The following is a 20466-nucleotide window of genomic DNA, read 5'->3' as shown; positions in this document are numbered from 1 at the left end:
GCAAATACACACAATACAATATGTTACTTCTTAATAATATCTTTTATTATTGTAAAATCATTCAAAATCTGTAAATTTTCACTGTTGTTCTATTTTACTATCAGAATTTATATTTTCATATGTGACTACATAACTATATTTTACTTGGTCACTATTTTCTAAGTATTCATTTCCTAACCCATCATATTTAACTTGGTCTTCAAATGATAAATCTTGTAGTTGTTGCGGAACATCTTCTAAGTATTTTTCATCTTTATTTAAATAGTTTATTTTATTTTCATGAGTTGATAAATCTACACTAGCGTCTTTTGGGCCATAGTAATCTAATTGATATGTAACTGCATTACGATCTTTGTTTCATCCTAATCTTTCACCATTAGCTCCAATACCGTTAGCTGTAATATTTCATGTTTGGTCTAAAAATATTTTATCAATTCAATTGTTTGTTATACTTTCATTTCCCTCTTTAAATATTTTTGTAAATGGATTACTGTTATCATAAAATAACGCTTGAATTAAATCATATCCCCCAGAGTTAGGTCCATCTTTACTTGGTTGTTGCATATTTTCAATTCATTTAAAAATACTTCCTTCATCATATTGTTCTTGTTCTTGGTTTTGTAAACCAAATGAATTCATAATAGTTCTAAAGTATTTTCCTTCCTTATCTGTTCATGATTTATTTAGTTTATTTATGTTTGTTGTATAACCTTCATCTTTTAATTGTTGCTCTGTTTTACCTTTGCTAAAGTTATAAACATTACTAATAGCTTTGTAATTTTTTTCTTTATCTACAACTTTATAAGTTCCATCGCCATTATCTGTAACATCTGTAAACAAGGCACTAGTATCTCCTAAAAATCTTGCAAATTCTCTTGCTGGAAATTTTCCTTGCATGAATACTTCTCCCAGGATTTCCATTAAGGTTTCTATTTGCACTGAAACATCTTTACCAATTATTGGAAGTAATAATTCTAACATTTTACTAGAAATTTCAGACATTTTGCTATTGAAGATATTTCCATCAAAGTCTGGAGAGTTACTTGTTAAATCTCCAAAAATAGCTGCCATTTCTCTAATAAGTCTAAATGCTTTTCTAACTTCATTTGATGAACCATCTAATGGGAACCCAACTTGTTCTTCAACTGGTTTTTTAGCATCTTCCATATAGTATGGTAAAAGTTCTGTTGTTAGAGTGTTTATTATTTCAAAAACTCTTTTTTCTTGTTCGTGTGTTGTATCATCAAATTTAATTGAAGAATTAGCTAAAATTCCTTCATGGTTAATAGTTCCATCTTCATTAAACCAAACTCCAAAGTTAGAGTTTAAAAATAATAATGTTCCATATGTATTAAAAAAATCTCTGGCAAATAAGTCTGATGTTCTTCCAATATTAATAATCGGCAATGATGAAGATAAACTTGCTAAAGCAAATTCTTCTGTTCCTTTACCGAAAGTTTCTAGTCCAGTTCTAAAAACATCTAATGCTGATATCCCAACAATATTATGATTACCACTTTCAGTTGCTCCCATATTTTTACCAAAACTAATTACTTCTTGATCACCTTTTTCAAATTTTAAGTTATAGTCTTTACTATCACGATCATAAATTGGTGTTAATTTTCCATCAATTTTGTTAGACCCTTGTAAAAGGTGACTTGCCATATATCCAGCACCATTATGATACTGAGAAAATGTTCCACCAGGTTCTTCTGAAAAATCTCTTTTAAATAACAAATCACGAGCAGTTTTACTATTTCCTTTTGTAAGTGATGTATTTATTAATGGTCCCATATCATAAAGTGATCATATTGTATTATTTGGATCATACCCTTCACTTTCATAATCTGCTGAAAATTCAAAATAAGTTTTTGCAGCTCTCGACATATCTTTGATTGGGTCACGATTTTGTAAGACTGGATTTAAATCATGCAAATCATTTATTGCATTACTTAAATCAATTTTTTTGACCATCTGGGGCAACCAGTGGTGCTGAGTAATTTCCAAAAATTCTTGCAAANNAGATGTTGCTGAATAGTTAGCATTTTCATGTCTTCCAGCAATAAAATTTTTAGCTACCATTGAAGATGCTTCAATGTATTTAATAAGTGATTTATCTTTAATATTATTTAACTCTGTGTCTTTATAAACATTTGAATTCATTTCAGCACTACATGCCACAACTGTTGCAGCAGTGCTTGATACTATGATAGTTGTACTTAAAATATTTAATAACTTTTTCATATTACTCTCCTTTATATTTTATAAATTATTTCTTTTCCCTTGTTAATTTAAAACGAATTTTAAATATGAAAGGAATTATAGCAAAAAAAAATCAATTTGGGAAAAATAAAAAATATTATTTATTTTTTTTGTAAATAATTCTTGATAAGGTGGTGTTTTGATATAAAAACTAAAAAAAATAGTACAAAAAAGAGTAAATTTAGAAAAAAAATACTACTTTTAGTAGTATCTTTTTCCATTGTAAAATCATTCAAAATCAGTAAATTTTCAATGTTGTTGTAATTCAACATTATTGCTATTTACATTTTCGTATTTAATAACATAGCTATATTTAATTTGGTCGCTATTTTCTAAGTATTCATTTCCTAAACCATCATATTTAATTTGGTCTTCTAAAGACCTTTCTTGTAATTGTTCTGGCACATCTTGCATGTACTCTTCACTTTCATCTAAATATGAAATTTTATCTTCGTGAGTTGATAAATCAACACTAGCGTCTTTTGGACCATAGTAGTCTAATTGGTATGTTATAGCTGTTTTGTCAGCATTTCACCCTAAACTTTCACCATTAGCACCGCTACCATCAGCTGTAATATTTCAATTTTGATCTAAAAATATTTTATCTACTCATTTTTCAGTAACAACCTTGTTCGCGTCACTATATACTTTAGAAAATGGGTTGCTATCATCATGGAACATAGCTTGGAATAAATCATATCCACCAGAATTGCTTCCATAACCCGGTTGTTGTAGATTTTGCAATCACTCTAAAATGCTTCCATTTTCATATTTTTCAGCATCTTCTGTAATTTGTCCATAAGTTTCCATAATATGACGATAATAAGTACCACCCTTATCAGTTCATGATTTATTTAATTTAGTTACATCTTCTGTATAACCTTCATCTTTTAATTGTTGCTCTGTTTTACCTTTTTTGTAATTGTAAACACTGTCAATTTTGTCATACATTTCATCTTTATCTGTAATTATAACTTCACCAGTTTCTGTTTCTTCAACATTGGTAAATAAAGTACTTATATCTCCCATAAATCTTGCAAATTCATGTGCTGGAAATTTACCCGCAGAAAAAACAGAACCTAAAATTCCAATTAATGTTTCAACTTGTAAANNGATAAGTGCATTACCAGCTAATNNACCTCCTAAAAGTTCAACTAAAAGACCTAATCCTTGTGACATTGTATTATTAAAAGTTGTTGCTGAAAAATTGGGTGAATTACTTGTTAATTCTCCGAAAATAAGTGACATTTCTTTTATTAATCTAAAAGCTTGTTTTACTTCACTTGATGAACCGTCTAATGGGAAACGTTGCTCCTTCAGTCATAAAGTGTGTCTAACAAATCACCAGAAATAACTGAAATAATATCAAATAATTCTTTTTTCTTGATTCTCTGTTGTCTCATCAAAATTAATTGAAGATTTTCAAATTGGGCTTTCAGGATTAATTAAACCGTCTTCATTAAACCAANNGGAATACTTGATCCTAGAAAACCTGTAAGCTACTTCTTTTAAAAGAAGTCCAAAAACCATGTAAAAATCTTTAGCATATTTTTCTGAATCTCTTCCGATATTAATTAATGGTAATGCGGAAGAAAAACTAGCTAGTGCTGATTCTTCTGTTCCCTTACCGAACATTTCCATTGATACTTTGAAAGCATCTAAAATACCAGACCCAATAAGGTCGTGCATTCCATGTTCTGCTTCTCCCATGTTTTTACCGAAAGTAACCATGTTCCCACCAGTAGGAAGTTCTTTATCAAACAATAAATTATAATTGTTGTTTTTACTATTATATATTGGAATATTTTCATCTCCAACTTCATTAATACCTTGAATTAAGTGGCCCGCCATATAGCTAGCACCATTTTGAGCTTCAGCAAATTGACCTTCAGGATTATCTGTTGGTTTACGTGTTAGTAACTTTTTAGCAGTAGAGCTATTACCCTCTGATAAATAACTGTTTATCAAAGGACCCATGTCATACAATGATCAAATCGTATTATTTCTGTCATATCCTTCACCTTCAAAATCTTTTGAAAACTCAAAATATGTTTTAGCAACTCTTGTCATGTCATTTATTGGATCACGACTTTGTAAAACAGGGTTTAAATCATTTAAATTACTAATAGCATCACTTAGGTCAATTTTTTGCCCATCGGGAGCAACTAGTGGTGATGAATATCCACCAAAAATTCTTGAAAAAGAATTAGCAGAATAGTTAGCATTTTCATGTCTCCCCGCAATAAAGTTTTTAGCCACCATTGATGATGCTTCTATATATTTAATAAGTGATTTATCTTTAATATTGTTTAATTCTGTATCTTTATAAGTATTAGATGTCATTTCAGTACTACAAGCAATAACTGTTGCAGCCGAACTAGCTACAACAATTGTTGCACTTAAAATATTTAATAACTTTTTCATATAATTTCCTTTTCCTTGGTCATTAATAAATACTTATGTAACTTTTATTTTTGGTATAGAAAATATTATAGCAAAAAATATTTTTTTTTGCATAAATTATAAAATATTTAGTAATATCTATTGTTGTTATAGAATCATTTAAAGTCTGTGAATTTTCATGCTGGTAAAATTGCTGAATCAGCATACTCAACTTCTTCAAAACGAACTATATAACTATATTTAATTTCATTACTATTACTTAAATAACTGTTACCTAACCCGTCATATTTTAATTGTTCATCAATTGTAAGATTTTTTATTTGTTCTGGAATATCTGTTGGATATTCTTCACCATCTTTTAAGTAATCAAGTTTAGTTTTATGCATTTCCAAATCAACAGTTCCATCCTTTGGGCCATAGTAATCTAATTGATAAACAAGAGCTTTTTTATCTTTATCAACTCATCCAAGTTTCTGTCCATTTACCCCTATACCATCAGCTGAGATGTCTCAGTTTTTATCTAGAAAAACTTTATCGATTCAGTTATTTGTTATGCTTTCATTAGCCTCTGTAGCAACTCTTGTAAATGGATTATTAGCATCATTAAATAAGGCTTGAATTAAATCATAGCCTCCAGAATTATTACCGTCTTCTCCTGGATATTGCATATTTCAAATTCATTTAAAAATACTATCTTCATCATATTGTTCTTGTTCTTCTGATTGTAGACCATAAGCTTGCATGATTGTTTTATAGTATTTTCCTTGGGGTGAAGTTCATGATTTATTTATTTCTGTTATATCAGTTGTATAACCTTGTTTTTCTAATTCTTCTTCAGTTTTGCCATCCGCAAAATTATAAACACTATTAATTTTTTCATACATTTCATTATTATCTTCAACAACAAATGTTGAATCTGAAGTATTTATAGTGAATAATTTAGCAATATCTCCAATAAAATTAGCAAGCTCATAAGCTGGGAACATTCCGACACTAAAAACTTCTTTTAGTGTTGCTAATAATGATTGAATTTGCAATGAAACACTATCACCAACTATTGGAACAATAATTTCCAAAAGACCTGATAATGGAGCTGACATTACTTGATTAAACTTTTTAATTGAAAAATTTGGAGAATTATCAATTAATTTTGTAAAAATTAATTCCATTTTTCTAATTTCTCTAAAAGCTTCTTTTACTTCTGGAACAGTTCCATCTAATGGAAATCCTTTTTGATCTTCTGGTAGTAGCTTAGCATCAGCATCAAAGTGATCTGTCAATTTACCATTTAAATTTTCTATCACATCATATAATTCTCTTTCTAAATCCTCTGTTGTCTCATCAAAATTAATTGAAGAATTAGCTAAAACACCTTCATCATTAATCAATTTTTTACCATCAAATCAATCAGTTTTTGATAAATTTAAAAGTAAAGAAAATATTAAGTAAAAATCTCTAGCGTATCTTTCAGTAGTTTTTCCAACATTTAGAATTGGTAAAACAGCCGAAAGGGCTGCAAGTGTAAACTCTTCTGTTCCACGACCAAAAGCATCTAACCCTACTTTAAAATTATCTAAAACACCAGTTCCTAAAAGATTATAGGAACCTCTTTCGGCTTCTCCCATATTTTTACCAAAAGTTAAACTTTTGCTTTTATCTTCAAATTCTTTTTTAAAATTTAAATTATATTGTTCTCTATCTTTGTTATAAATCGGAGAATCATCAGCATTATATTTTTGTAAGAAGTGACTTGATAGATAACTTGCTCCATCATGGCGTTGTGAAAACCTTGTATCATCCTCTTTATGAATGACTCAATCTCTAGCTATGCTATTACCGGGAGCTATTGCTGTGTTTGCAACGGGCCCTGTATCATATAATGCTCAAGCTGTGTTATTTGGATCATAACCTTCACCTTTAAATTTATTTGTAAATTCAAAATATGATTCTGAAACTCTTGTGGCATCATTTAATGGATCTCTATTACGAATATTTGGATTTAATTGGCGTAGGCTTGTCATTTCTCGATCCAAATCTATTTTTTCTCCATTTGGTGCTAATAATGGAGCAGAATAACGCCCAAAAATACCTGAAAATGTAGCCGCTGAATAGTTGGCGTTTTCATGTCTTGCTCCAATGAAGTTTTTAGCAACAGATGATGATGCTTCAATATACCTTAATAATGACTTATCTTTAATTGATCCTAATTCTGAATCTTTATAAGTGTTAGTTGCCATTTCTGTACTACAAGCAATAACAGTTGCTGCTGTACTGGCAATAATAATTGTTGAACTTAATATATTCAATAATTTTTTCATATATTTTATTTCCTTTACTTTACTTTCTTGTAATTATAAAGTCAATAAAATTGTAACTTTTTACTATTATAACAAATAAATTATAAAAATAAAAAAAGCAACTAAGTTGCTCTTTATTATTAATTCTTATCTTAGTTTTGTGAATGGTGTCATTCTTTTTTCTAAAAGTTGTGCTCTTTCAACAAATTTTGAAAGGTTTGATTCATATGATCTTGCCCCTTCAATTACACATAAAGTTGGATCTTGTGCTGCTGTTACTTTTAATTGGAAAATTGATTCAAAATATTTTACAACACCTTTAATCAATGAACCCCCACCTGATAATGTGATTCCATTTCTTATAATATCACCTGATAATTCTGGTGGTGTTTGTTCTAATAACTCAACTACTGCATCAGTAATTTTTGAGAATGGTGTTAATAAAACATTTTTAATTTCGTTAGCTCTTAAAATAACTTCACGTGGTAATCCAGTTACAACGTCACGTCCATAAACTTTTAGTTCACGATCGTTTGTTAGTTTAATTAATGTTCCGATTTCTTTTTTAACAGTTTCAGTTGTTTTTTCACCTAATAAAACATTATATTCTGCACGAACATATTTAGCGATTTCTTCGTTAAAATGATCTCCAGCAACTTTTTCACTTCTTGAAGCAATAACTAAGTTTGATGAAACAATAGCCATTTCAGTTGTACCAGCTCCAATATCAATAACTAAGTTACCTTGTGGTAATGTTACGTTTACTCCAGCTCCAATTGCACTTAAAAGTACACTATCTTCTGTAAATACAAAGCTTGCTCCTAGTGATTTAGCAATTTGCTTTAATGCATCTCTTTCTAATTCTGTAATTCCGCTTGGACAAGCAATTAAAACTACTGAGTTCTTTCAAACATCAATCATTTTTAATCTTCCAAATATTTGTTTTAATAAATCATTAGCAGCATCCATATCTGTAATAACCCCTTCAGATATTGGTTTAACTAATCTTATTTCGCTGTGAGTTTTTCCTACTAAGTCGTAAGCTTCAGCCCCTAAAGCTATAGATTCATTTGTTAAAGTATTATAAGCCATTATTGATGGCTCATTATAAACAATTCCATGTCCTGAAACATAAACAATTATATTACTTGTTCCTAAATCAACAGCTAAATATGTGTATTCTTTGTTGTTTTTCATATTAATAATAGTCCTTTCGATTATTAAGGTTTTACTTCATTTATTATACTATAAAATTTTAAAATTTAAATAAGAGAAAAACAAGAAAATTATTCATTATTTTTATTTTTTCTTTTTTTAATTTTTCAATTTCTTGTTCTAGTTGTTTTATTTTATCATCTACAACAACTTCTTTATCTAGAGATTGTTTTGATTCAACATCTTTTTTAATATCTTTGTTATCATCTTTTTCTATATCTTTATCCTTTACTTTAATAGAACTACCGCTCGATAAAGAAGAGCCAATAAATCAAAATGAAACCACCAAAGAAACAATTAATAAAATTATCATTCCTGATACTAACATTCCACTTTTATGACTTTTTCCTACAAAAAATGATAATGTTAAAAGCACACTCCCTAATAAAAATAGAATAAAAATCGTTAATAAAAAAATTATTTTTTTATGTTTTTTCATATCTATCTCACAAACTCATCTAATTTAGCAATGTATATTCTTGATGGAGGACCAATTAATCCTCCAACATCAACATAACCATTTACATCAAATTTATTAATGTTGTGCAATGTCTTTTCATATGGTTGTTTACTTACATTTAAGCTAGTTGCAAATAATGGTCCAGTTTTACGAATTATTTTTTTAATAAATCGATTACGCGCCACCCTTACCCCAACATTGTTTTTTGGTAGAAGAAGATATTTATTAGAAATTTTACTACTTATTTTACCAACAATTGTTACTGGTGTTTCATGAGAAAGATAGCTTTTTATTTTTTCAAAGTTATCTTGGTTTTTATCAAAAAACTTTAAAGCTTGGCGTTTACTTTTAACAAGAACTGAAAGATGTTGCGAAACTGGCCTTTTCTTAATCCTAAAAATTTTGTTATAACCGTAAACATCATCAACATAACAAACAAGTCCATAAATTGTATCTGTTGGTAAAACAAAAACATTTCCCATTTTAATCAATTTAGCAATTTTGCGAGAATCTTTTTTTCTATATTTTTCCATGTTAGTCCTCCAATCACCCAATAACTTTTTGATTTATTTGGTAAGTATATTTTTGATTTATTTCTTTAAACTCTTCTTTAAGAATTTTTGATAACCCCATTGCTCCAAATGTTCCAATTGATAAAAACGAAATAATTAATACAGCTATCGCTTTTATTTCAGAAATCCAAAGGGGTGCAATAGCACTTTGGCCAAATAGTTTTTTTATAATATTGTTTCTAAAGAACTCTGTCTGCCTATTTCAAATATTATTTATACGATATAAATTAAATTGTGAAATGAAAAACAGGGATAAAGATAAAGCCAATACAACTACCGCTATTATATATAGTCTTTTAAAGTTTTTTACAGAAATTTGTTCTTTATTTATTACAATTCTACTAAAAACTAAAAGCTGTGCAAAAATAAAGGCTAGCCCAATGAATGGCAAAATTGTGATTGTAAAATAGTCTATAAACCTTATACTTGCTAATTTATTATAATAAAGCATATTTAGTGGATCATAAATTCCAGAATCACTATTAAATAAATTTTGTTTAACTAAATTAATCCTTAAAATTAAATTATCAAAAAAGGTACCACCATCTGCATAATTAAAATAAGTAATAACAATAAGGTAAAAAATTTGAGGTAAAACAACAAACCCACCAATTAGAAGGGCAAGTTTTGAAATCTGAAAGTTATGTGACTTTTCAAAAAAAGCTATAAACTTTTCAGATTTTGTATAAACTCTTTGTCTTTTTTACTTTTCTTTTTGTATTCAATATAAAATCTGAATTTTCATTAATAGCGTCAAAATANNTCTTTGAATTTTTAAGTTTGTTCTAGTTATAACAAAAATTATGAATCCAATTTGTAATGTAGCAAAAAACCCTATTTCCCCAACCCCAATTCATTTCATTGGATTTGGATTATTTGTACCTTGTCCTGTAACAATATTTGATAATTTATAAATAATGTCTTCTCTATTATTCATTCCCTCCGGAATCAAATCCAATAAGTTTTCTTTTCAATTACCCTTTTGTCCTCTTAAAGAATCAGCTCATGAAATAACAATATCATAATTAAATATACTAATTGCCGAAAATACAACCGACAAAGAAAATAGTATTGCCGTTACTCCGATAATAGTTGTTTTACTTGCAATAAAATTGTTAATCTTATATTTATTCATATAATTTCAAAAAATTACTCAAATAACACCAAATATTGTAATTCCTAAACCTATATATCCGGTTCCAAAAATTTCAAAATGATTTGGAATATTTAGTGAAGAAAAAACTTTTAAATCTTCTTTTGGAATATAATTAATAAAATCAATATAATTTTCTAAAGTGGTGCTTGCATTTTTCACAAAAACAAACAAAATAGACGGACTTAAAATAATTAAAATAATAATTATCATTGTCGCGTTAAAAAAAATAAACTCTATTTGTATTTTTTAATTTTTCCATTTTTGTCATAAATTAAACCTTTAATGTAATTTTACTATAAATTGTTAACAAACAAAAACCTATCTTTGTTTGATAGATCTTTTTCAAAAATTATATTGCTTAAAGCAAAAAATTTTTGATTTTTAATTGTTTTTAATAAATCTTCTTTTTGTTTAAAACCATGCTCAAAACAAATCAGGTAATTTTTATTTAAATACTTAAAAGCATTTTTAAAAATTTCTTGATAAAAATAAAGTCCTTGATTTTTTGCAAATAAAGCTTTTTTTGGTTCGTATTTTTTTACAATTTTGCTTATATGTGGATCATTTTTATCAATATATGGCGGATTTGAAATAATCACGTCAAATTTATTATCTATTTTATCAAAAATATTACTTTTAACAAAAAATATATTTTCCACATTGTTTACTTTTTGATTTTTTTTAGCTATTTTTAAAGCTTTATTAGAAATATCTGTTGCCACAATTTCATAACTAATATTTGCATGTTTTAATAAAATTCCTAATTGCAAAGAAATAACACCAGACCCTGTTCCAATTTCTAAAATTCTAACACTTTTTTTATTATTAATCTTAGAAAATGTTTTATAAATTAATTCAATTGTTTCATCCCTCGGAATTAATGTGCTTTTATTTAAATATAAAGTTAAGTCTTCAATTTCTTTTTTTCCAACTACATAATGTAGGGGAATATTTTTGAGTAATTTATAAAAGCTTTTTTTTAAAGCTTTTAAAATTAAAATTTATAGAACTATTTATATCTGCCAATAAAATTGGTTTAGATATTTTTGCATGAAAACAAATAAGTTCAAAAATATCGTTTTTGCTAATATTTAAATTATTGTGTTTTTGTATATTATTATCAGCTCAAAATAAACAGTCTTGATATGTCAAAACTACTCTGTTCCTTCCATTAACTTTCTTTGCTCATCATTTATTAAAGCAGAAATAATTTCATCTAAATTACCTTGCATAACAATGTCTAATTTATTTAAAGTTAACCCAATTCTATGATCTGTTACTCTATTTTGAGGGTAGTTATAAGTTCTGATTTTTTCACTACGATCTCCAGAACCAACAGCAGTTTTTCTAATAGACGCAAATTCTTCATTTATTTTACGTTGTTGTTCTTCATATAATTTACTTCTTAAATGTTGCATCGCTAATGCTTTGTTATCATGCTGACTTCTTCCATCTTGTGATGTAACAACAATTCCTGAAGGAACGTGAGTTATCCTTACAGCAGAATCTGTAGTATTAACGTGCTGACCACCAGCTCCAGATGCTCTGTAAGTATCAATTTTTAAATCGGCTGTTTTAACTTCAAAATCAACTTCTTTAATTTCTGGTAAAACAGCAACAGTAGCTGTAGATGTGTGAACTCTTCCTTTACTTTCAGTTTTTGGTACCCTTTGCACTCTATGAGCTCCTGATTCAAATTTTAATTTTGAAAAAAGCAAAGTACCCTTAATTAGAAAAGAAATTGTTGTGAATCCTCCAGATTCTGATGAATTGGAATCAATTAAACTAACTTTTCACCCTTGTTTTTCTGCATATCGTAAATACATACGATATAAATCACCTGCAAAAATGTTTGCTTCATCACCACCAGCAGCTCCTCTAATTTCAATAATTACATTTTTATCATCATCGGGATCTTTTGGTAGCAACATAACTTTTAGTTTTTCTTCAGCTAAAGGTAAACTGTGCTCAGCTGATTTAATTTCCTCTTTTAACAAGTCAATCATTTCTTTGTTAGTTTCTTCTCCTAACAATTTTTTATTATCTTGAAAGCTATCGTAAATTTTTTTATATTCACCATACTCTAAAGCTAAGTCTTCAATTTGTGATTTTTCTTTTAAAAGTTCTGTGACTTTTTTAATTTCATTACTTTGTGAAGCTTCGATGACCAATTTATCAATTTCTTTAAGTCTTTTTAAAATGGCTTCTAATCTTTCAATAGTTTTTTTATTCATTTTATTCTACCTTTGCAATAATTTCTTGCACTTTTTTCATTTGATTTACAACACCAACTCAACGTAAGGTAAACTCTTTTGCTTCAAAAGTTTTTCTTAATGGATGTTTTTTAATAATAACTTGTGCGATTGTAAACACATTAATCCCCACAACTACAAAGTCATTTTCTTGATAACTTTCATCTTCTAAAATTAAAAGTTTAGAATTTATTGGTAAGTTTTCTACATAATGCCCATTAATTTTTTTAGGGTTGTGTGGCGCTCTTTTTTTATAAAAAATTGCTTCATTTTTCATGTTTTTTTTATCGTACATATTTTGTCCCTCTACTTATTTGAAATTTGATGACAATGACGACACCTAGCTTCATAAGCATCTTTTTCACCTATTAATATTATTTTATCATTATAATTAGCAGGCTTACCATTAATTATTCTTTGTGTTCTATTAGCTAAATTTCCACAAATAACACATATGGCATGTAGCTTTTTAACATTTTCAGATAATGCCATTAATTGTGCTACATTGTCAAAACTTTCACCCCTAAAATCTTTATCTAATCCATTCATAATTACTAATTTGTTTTCATCAGCTAATTTGTTAGCGATTTTAACAATATTTGCATCAAAAAATTGTACTTCATCAATTCCCACAACTTTTGTATCTTTATCAACACTATTATATAAATCTTCAGCTGACACAACAGCAACAGCATCAAAAGAGCGATTATTATGTGAAGTAACACTATCTTCTTTATAACGATTATCTACACTTGGTTTAAATACTTGAATTTTAAACTTTGCATATTCCAACCTTATTAAACGACGAATAAACTCTTCTGTTTTACCCGCAAACATACACCCTACAATTATTTCCATTCAGCCAAATTTAGCATTTTTATTTAAAAAAAACATTATCTTTCTCCTACGTTTAATCTATCAAATTTTGTAAATCTTCAAGGCAATTTTTAAATTGTTTTTTATTTAAAACCTTACACCCACTTGCCAACTTGTGGCCTCCACCATGGTATTTTAATGCCACTTTATTTATGTTGAAATCACGACTTCTAAAACTTGCGGCAATATGATTGTGCTTTTCATCTTCTACAAACATAGCCCATATTTTAACATCGCTAAATCCTGACATAATATTCACATGACCCTTAACAAAGTTTGGTTCTAAATTATGTTTTTTTAAAAATTGCTTGTTAATATAAATATATGCTAAATCTCCAACTTTTTTAACTCTTTTTAGTAATTTAGTACGAAAAACTAAAAAACTAAAGGGTTGTAAATATAAACTGTCATATAACTTTGCTAATTCAAAATTTGTTTCTAATAATTTACCAGCTAATTTTAATGTTTTATGATTTGTTTTATTAAATAAAAATCTATTAGAATCAGTCACAATACCTAAAAATATTAATCTAGCACTTTCTTGTGAAAGTTTGTAGCCTTCTTTTTGCATATCCACAACAAAATCTGCTATTAATTCACAAGCAGCTATTTTATCATCTTCTATTCAATTTATATTTCCATATAAATCAGCTTCTTTATTAACTAAATGGTGATCAATTTTAATTATGAACTTAAAGTTTTTTCAATCATCGTATGCAATGCGTTCTTGGTTTGCAACATCTGTAATGATTAATAATGAGTTTTCAAAATCAATTTTAGCATCATTTTCAATGTTAGTTTTACTAATATTTTCATCAATTTTTTCTAAGTAATTTTCGCTCTCATTTAATGTAAAAACATTTTTATTTTTAAAATTATCTTTTATTCATAAGGCTAACCCGACACTAGAACCAATGGCATCCCCATCAGGGTTTTTGTGGCCACAAATATAAATGTTATTATATTGTATAATTTTTTCTAAAATTTGTTTTTTTCATAAATCACCTCTAAAAAACGTCTAATAATTTGTCTTGTTCATCATAAAGATAAACTGAATTTTTTAACAAATAAATTGTAGTTTGTTCTGTAACATCCACATAATTTGAAACAATAATTTTTATAATTTTGTTTTCTAAATTGTTAACTTTAAAATAAACCAAATTAAAACTTCCAAGTTTTTTAACTTTTTTTNNTACTCTACCGTTTAAAGCCTTTACGTAATTTTCTTGATGAAGAAAAGAAACATTTTGTGGATTGATTGCTACTTTAATTATTTGATCCATTTTAATACCGGTATTAAACGAAGAAATATTAATGTCATTTCACATAAAGGGAATTTTTTTAACTTTTGTGACAAATATATTAGCTGACTTACCATTTATTAATTTATAGTTTGATAAAGTGTTTGGAGCATTAGCATTTTCCATTAAGCTATTAGCAAAATTTGTTCCATCTTTGTTAATAATAATAAACTGACTAGAAATTGACCTAATCTTTTCAAAATTATTTGTTGTAACTACAAAGTTAATGTCTTTATATTCATTTTGAATATTGGCAATAATTATTGATAGTTCTAATATTTCGTTTTGTGTTAAATTATCAAATGTATTATAGAAAAATACCAATTGCTTATGTTTTAGAACAGCATAAAGAATTTTCATCTTTATTTGATCAAAACCACTTAAGTTTTTTGTTAAAGACAACAAGTTCATTCTAATTTCAAGTTTTTTCATTATGTTGCTTGAATAGTCTAATGCTTGTGTTCAAATATTTTTAATGTTTTTTTTATATGTTTTTGCTTCTAAATTCACAAAAACATTTTTTATATTGTTTTCCATATTATCCAACAACAAGTTATGCAAATTATGAGCAAGCTCAATAATTTTACTTTTAATTGTTAAAGCATCATCTGGTAATATTTTTGTTATTAATTGATCTTGTTTTTCTGTAAAAATTGATCATTGATCATTTCTTAAATCATCTCAAAGTTTAAACTCAGGAGTGTTAAATTTAACAAATTTTTTATAACTAATTTCTTTGNNTTTTTGTTGTTTGTAAATTCTTTTTTTTAAACTTAATTTATATTGTAATGCTTGGCGTTTATTCTTTAAAATTGCGTATCTTGTATATAAAATTTCTGCATTTAATAAATTAGAAAACTTTTTTNNCGATAATGTTTTAATATCTTCAAAGTTAAAAATTTTATCTTTAATCTTTTTTGTCTTAACTATTTTAAAACAGTTACATGAATACTCAATATTTTTTATATACTCAATCTTGTCTCATAAAGCTTGTAGAAATGTCAAACGCGCCGCTAAGATTAAGCTTTCATCTTTATTTTTTATAAATGATAAAACAGTCTCAAATAAAATTGGGTTTTGATCTTTAAAAATATCGTGTAATTGTTCTTTATGAAAATCAGCTATTTGTGTTAAATATTCATCGCTTCAATCCTTATTTATTTGAATTGTTGATTCGATAAACTCTTTCATTAATTTTTGTGAATACGAAATAACATCGTAACGATGTTTATTGTTTTCTGACATTTCACGCAATAAAAACTCATAACGAGCATGAATGTATTTTTTAGATGAATCATACAAAAAACGCGCATTTTTCAAACAATTAAACACAATTCTTAAACGTGAAGGAATGAAGCCAATTCATAGTGAAAATGGTGCTATATAAGCAATTCCACGATCGCGAAAAGTCGCTGTTGTTAAATTTTCTTCATTAATAAAAATTTTTCCTTTTGAAGGTTTTCTCTTAGCTAGCAATGTTTTTGAAAAAGCTTTTAAACTTTTCTTATCTTTAAACTGCATTGATAAAACTTTATCTTGTTCAGCTGTTAAGGATAAATCTTTTATTAATGTTTTAGATCTTTTATTAATACTTAATTTTTCAAATTTAAAACTCATCTTAAAGATTGCCTGCATTTCTGTTTGTATTTAGTTTCTTAATTATATAAAAAAAAATACAAAATATCTATTGATTATTTTGTATTTTTTTCTTTTTTTAGCTTTTGCTGCTTTGTTAAGTTCTTTTTGTTCTTTTGATTTTTGATCAACTGTTTTTTTAAGTTCTTCTTGTTTTGCAAACTTGCTTTTAAATCTTTCAACACGACCAGCTGCATTTGAGTAGTTTTGGTTTCCTGTGTAGAAAGGGTGACAAGATGAACATGTATCAACTTTTAACTCTCCATTTTTAGTAGAACCACTTAAAAATTCTGAGCTACATGTTGTACAAATTACTTTTGATTCAAAGTATTTTGGATGTATTCCTGTTTTAGCCATATATTACCTCTTTTAATTTTAATATCAACATTTATTATAATACCATAAAATTTAAGAAATACATATATTTATTTGACTAATTTATAAAAATCTTTCATTGCAACTCTTTTTTTAATTTTATTTGGTTGTTGATTAATATCATATTCTCCAATACACATTGTAAATATTGTATTTTCAAACTTATCTATCGCTAATTTTTCTTCTTTAATAATATTGTTAATCTCACTTGGAATAAATCCTCCAATTCAAGTTGCTCCCAATCCTAAATTTTCAGCTTCTAACCCAACAAATGATGAAGTTAAATAGGCGTGTGATTCACAAAATCCATCGAAATCTTTAATTGTATTTAAAAATCCAAAATAACCATCGACGCGATGTTGTAACTCTTCGCCTTTAAAAACTTGTGATAATTTTTTTGTTAAAGTTTCTTTTGATAAAAAGTTTTCTTTTTTTGAACTAACAAATAGCAACACAGTATCACAATCGATAACTTTTTGTGAATTTGATGGTAAAAATCCAGTTTTTGCTAATTTATTTTTTAATTCTTGGTTTCTAACAGCAATAATTCTAATGTATTCTAAACCAACAGAACTTGGTGCTAAACGACCGGCATCAATAATTTGTAAAATCTTGTCTTCGCTTACATTTTGTTTTTTATTGTAATTAACAACAGAAACTCTTTCATTAATAATATTAGTTAAATTTCTAGAACTCATTTTATTCTCCTCCAAGCATTCCAAATAATACATTCATAATGTCAAATGATTTAGCAAATGGTGGCGAATATGGCAAATCTAAATCTCTAACTGTTTGATAATTAGTTTGATTTCATATTAATGGTACAATACTGTTTATTCTTAAAACGCTGTTGTTATAACCATATATTTGAGCTCCTAAAATCATTTTTGTTTCAGGATTATAAATTACTTTAACGTAAATTGGTTTAGCTCCTTGAACATAGTGTGTATGATCAACACCATTTAAAAATAGTTTTTTATAAGGTATTTTGTTAGCAACAACATAGTCTTCAGTTAATCCTGTTCTAGCAATTTGCCCTTCAAATACTTGGATAATTGATGTTCCAATTGAACCTTGGAAGGCATCATTTTTGCCCATTATAACATTTGCTAAAACTTTACCTTGTTTAGATGCGATTGTAGCTAACGGTACATGAACTTGTTGTTTTGTAACACGATCAAATGTTAAGGCACAATCTCCTAAACTATAAACATCTTTAATGTTTGTTTCTAACTTTTCGTTAACAATAACAGCGCCAAATTCATTTAATTTAACTAATGTTCCTTTTAAAAATTCAGTATTTGGAACAACCCCGATTGCCACTAATACAGCATCAGTTTTAACTTCTGTTCCATCTTCTAAAATAATTTTTTTAACTTCATCATTTTCAATAACGACATTTTTAATTCTAGCATCTGTAATAACATTAACTTTATTATCGATTAATTCTTGTTTTAAAAGATCTCCAATTTCAGCATCATAAACTTTTTGCGATAATCTTGGTGTTGCTTCTAATAATGTGATGTTGTTGTTTTTTTGCATATTTTCAACAGCTTCAAGACCAATAAACCCGCCACCAATTACAGTAATGTTTTGATTTTTCTTTTCATTTACTGCTTTTAAGGCCACAGCATCTTCAATTTGGTTTAATTTATAAACATTTTTTAAACTATATTTTATATTAGGTAATTCTCTTGCTTTCGCCCCAGTAGAGATAATTAATTTATCATAGTAATCTTCAATTTCTTTATTTGTTTCTAAATTCTTAACAACAATTTTTTTTGAAACAAAATCTACTTTCACAACTTCATGATTTACATGAACTTTAATGTCTGATTTATCAAACTCTTCCACAGTTCTTGCAATCAACTTATTTGAATCAGAAAAGTTATCTCCAACAAAATATGGTAATCCACATGCCCCAAGTGATGGGTATGCTAGTTTTTGATAAGCTGTTATCTTAACTTTTTCTTTTAACGACCTTTTAATTTTAGCGGCTGCCGTCATTCCTCCTGTAGCTGCTCCGATGATAACTATTTTCATATATAACCTCTCTTAATATAGTAAAAAAGATAAATTAATTATCTTTTTTACTATCTTTCTTTTGATTTTTTTCTTTAATTTTTTCTTGTGGTTTTTTTATTTTTGCTATTTTAGCTTTTCGTTTTAAGAATAACTCATCTCCTTCGATGTTACCTGTTAATTTACCAGCAACTGTTGTAGCAAGCGCTCCCCCAGTTACGTTAACACCAGTTCTACCCATATCAAAGATTCCATCTAAAGCTCCGATGATTGAATATACAGGTCCATATAATGCAGAGAATCCTAATCCTCCTAAAACCCCAGCTGTTACAACAGCGGCAGTTCCGGGAACACCAGCAATTCCTAACGAAGCAATTACAGTTACGATTAACGCAATTATAAAATTAGTTGGGTTCATTTCATATAAACCGGCAGTTGATATAAACGAAACAATTATTCCGGATTGTACTCCCGCACAACCAGCTAATCCCATTGAGCTTGAAAGTGGCGTTGATAGACCAACAATACCTTCTTTAACCTTCATTTCATCTCTTAAAATTTCCATTGATACTGGTAGTGTTGCATTTGATGATTGTGTTGCAAAACCTTGAATTAAAATTTTGTAACCTTTTTTTCATCATATTACTGGGTTGATTCCGAATAATGGCATTTGCGCTGTAAACACCATTAACATAATTGTAAGTGCTAAGTAAGCAACCCCTATTACAATTCCGATTTGTGATAAGTAACCAATTGGTCTTGTGATAATTGCATTTGCAATCATTGACATAACAGCATATGGCATTAATTTAATAAATACAGTTAATATTGACATTACGATTGTTCATCATCTTTCAAAACCATGACGAACATTATCCATTTCTTGTTGGTGACGTTTACTTGATTTCTTAACAGCATAACCAAGCAATGCCCCAATTACCATAACTGGAATAATAGCTCCAGCTACAAATGTTCCAAATAAGTTATCAGAAACATATCCATAAATAAGAGCTGGTAGTGGTTTTGATGCTTCTTGAGCGTAATCACCTTCACCAACTATTTCAAAACCATTACCGATTTTAAATACCATACCTAATGTTAAGGCAATAATAAAGGCGATTGATACATTTACTAATAAGAATGTTATTGTAATTGCTGTTCCTTTACCAGTTCCTTTTGCAGTATGTTGTTTTGCAACAGCTTTGGCAATAGCTAAGAACACTATTGGTACTGTTAATAATAAAACTCCTCTAATAAATACTTGTTTTAATAACTCAATTCATATTGCTAGTTCTTCAACTCACATTTTATAAATTGGATTTGTTAGAAACTCTCCAGGATTTTCTGGATCTGGGTATAGTGGGTTTGTTAAGTTATTTGATGGATTTGCTGAATCAAATGGGAATCCGTTGATCCCTTGAATCACAACCCCAAATACAAGTCCTATTCCCAAGGCTATTAAAACACGAAACATAAATCGCATTTTTGTTTTACGAATCAAAAAGTATAAACCAATCATTAATCCAAAAAAGATTAAAATTGACACAAGTGATTCTCATTGAGATATTGAGAAAAAACCATGTAATATACTATCGTCTTCATTTGATTTCGATAAAAAAGTCATATTCACTCCTTCTTTT

At 27.8% G+C, this 20466-nt stretch carries 16 protein-coding genes and 1 pseudogene; all 17 read right to left on the bottom strand.

Annotated features, from left to right (window positions below; genetic code table 4):
- Positions 1-30: 30 nt before the first annotated feature.
- The gene (locus tag NPX79_RS02065) at positions 31-2244 is read right to left on the bottom strand and encodes a lipoprotein (RefSeq protein ID WP_381415461.1); all 2214 of its coding nucleotides are present in this window, start codon (positions 2242-2244) and stop codon (positions 31-33) included.
- Positions 2245-2463: 219 nt separating this feature from the next.
- Positions 2464-4686: a lipoprotein gene (locus tag NPX79_RS02060; RefSeq protein ID WP_381415460.1), complete on the bottom strand. Its 2223-nt coding sequence runs from the start codon at positions 4684-4686 to the stop codon at positions 2464-2466.
- Positions 4687-4793: 107 nt separating this feature from the next.
- A complete protein-coding gene (locus tag NPX79_RS02055) occupies positions 4794-6983 on the bottom strand; it encodes a lipoprotein (RefSeq protein WP_381415459.1) in 2190 nt (729 codons plus the stop codon).
- Positions 6984-7109: 126 nt separating this feature from the next.
- Positions 7110-8159, bottom strand: a complete 1050-nt coding sequence (locus NPX79_RS02050) for a rod shape-determining protein (RefSeq protein ID WP_381415458.1) — start codon at positions 8157-8159, stop codon at positions 7110-7112.
- A gap of 58 nt (positions 8160-8217) precedes the next feature.
- Entirely contained in the window at positions 8218-8616 is a 399-nt protein-coding gene (locus NPX79_RS02045) for a hypothetical protein (RefSeq protein ID WP_381415457.1), read from the bottom strand.
- 2 nt (positions 8617-8618) lie between these two features.
- Complete coding sequence (locus NPX79_RS02040) at positions 8619-9170, bottom strand: L-threonylcarbamoyladenylate synthase (RefSeq protein ID WP_381415456.1); 552 nt, start codon at positions 9168-9170, stop codon at positions 8619-8621.
- Position 9171: 1 nt separating this feature from the next.
- Positions 9172-9660 carry a hypothetical protein gene (locus tag NPX79_RS02035; protein ID WP_381415455.1) on the bottom strand — a complete coding sequence of 163 codons (489 nt, stop codon included), beginning with the start codon at positions 9658-9660 and terminating at the stop codon, positions 9172-9174.
- Positions 9661-10658: 998 nt separating this feature from the next.
- On the bottom strand, positions 10659-11348 hold the full coding sequence (gene prmC / locus NPX79_RS02030; protein WP_381415480.1) for a peptide chain release factor N(5)-glutamine methyltransferase: 690 nt from the start codon (positions 11346-11348) through the stop codon (positions 10659-10661).
- Positions 11349-11519: 171 nt separating this feature from the next.
- Positions 11520-12599 (bottom strand): peptide chain release factor 1, encoded by a 1080-nt coding sequence (gene prfA, locus NPX79_RS02025; protein WP_381415454.1) that lies wholly within the window; start codon positions 12597-12599, stop codon positions 11520-11522.
- Position 12600: 1 nt separating this feature from the next.
- Positions 12601-12912 carry a hypothetical protein gene (locus tag NPX79_RS02020; RefSeq protein WP_381415453.1) on the bottom strand — a complete coding sequence of 104 codons (312 nt, stop codon included), beginning with the start codon at positions 12910-12912 and terminating at the stop codon, positions 12601-12603.
- Positions 12913-12923: 11 nt separating this feature from the next.
- Complete coding sequence (locus NPX79_RS02015) at positions 12924-13511, bottom strand: thymidine kinase (protein ID WP_381415452.1); 588 nt, start codon at positions 13509-13511, stop codon at positions 12924-12926.
- Positions 13512-13527: 16 nt separating this feature from the next.
- Positions 13528-14064 (bottom strand): bifunctional oligoribonuclease/PAP phosphatase NrnA, encoded by a 537-nt coding sequence (locus NPX79_RS02010; RefSeq protein WP_381415451.1) that lies wholly within the window; start codon positions 14062-14064, stop codon positions 13528-13530.
- A pseudogene (locus NPX79_RS02005) lies at positions 14065-14391 on the bottom strand (bifunctional oligoribonuclease/PAP phosphatase NrnA); the annotation flags it as partial.
- A 2062-nt stretch (positions 14392-16453) separates the two neighbouring features.
- Positions 16454-16786, bottom strand: a complete 333-nt coding sequence (gene rpmE / locus NPX79_RS02000; RefSeq protein WP_381415450.1) for a 50S ribosomal protein L31 — start codon at positions 16784-16786, stop codon at positions 16454-16456.
- Between the two features lie 68 nt (positions 16787-16854).
- Complete coding sequence (locus NPX79_RS01995) at positions 16855-17502, bottom strand: nitroreductase family protein (RefSeq protein WP_381415449.1); 648 nt, start codon at positions 17500-17502, stop codon at positions 16855-16857.
- Position 17503: 1 nt separating this feature from the next.
- Positions 17504-18847: an FAD-dependent oxidoreductase gene (locus NPX79_RS01990; RefSeq protein WP_381415448.1), complete on the bottom strand. Its 1344-nt coding sequence runs from the start codon at positions 18845-18847 to the stop codon at positions 17504-17506.
- A gap of 34 nt (positions 18848-18881) precedes the next feature.
- A complete protein-coding gene (locus tag NPX79_RS01985) occupies positions 18882-20450 on the bottom strand; it encodes a dicarboxylate/amino acid:cation symporter (RefSeq protein ID WP_381415447.1) in 1569 nt (522 codons plus the stop codon).
- Between the last annotated feature and the right edge of the window lie 16 nt (positions 20451-20466).

This window comes from Spiroplasma endosymbiont of Anurida maritima (assembly GCF_042465095.1).
In the GTDB taxonomy this organism is placed as follows: domain Bacteria; phylum Bacillota_I; class Bacilli_A; order Mycoplasmatales; family Mycoplasmataceae.
This window is presented reverse-complemented; position numbering and strand designations above follow the sequence as displayed.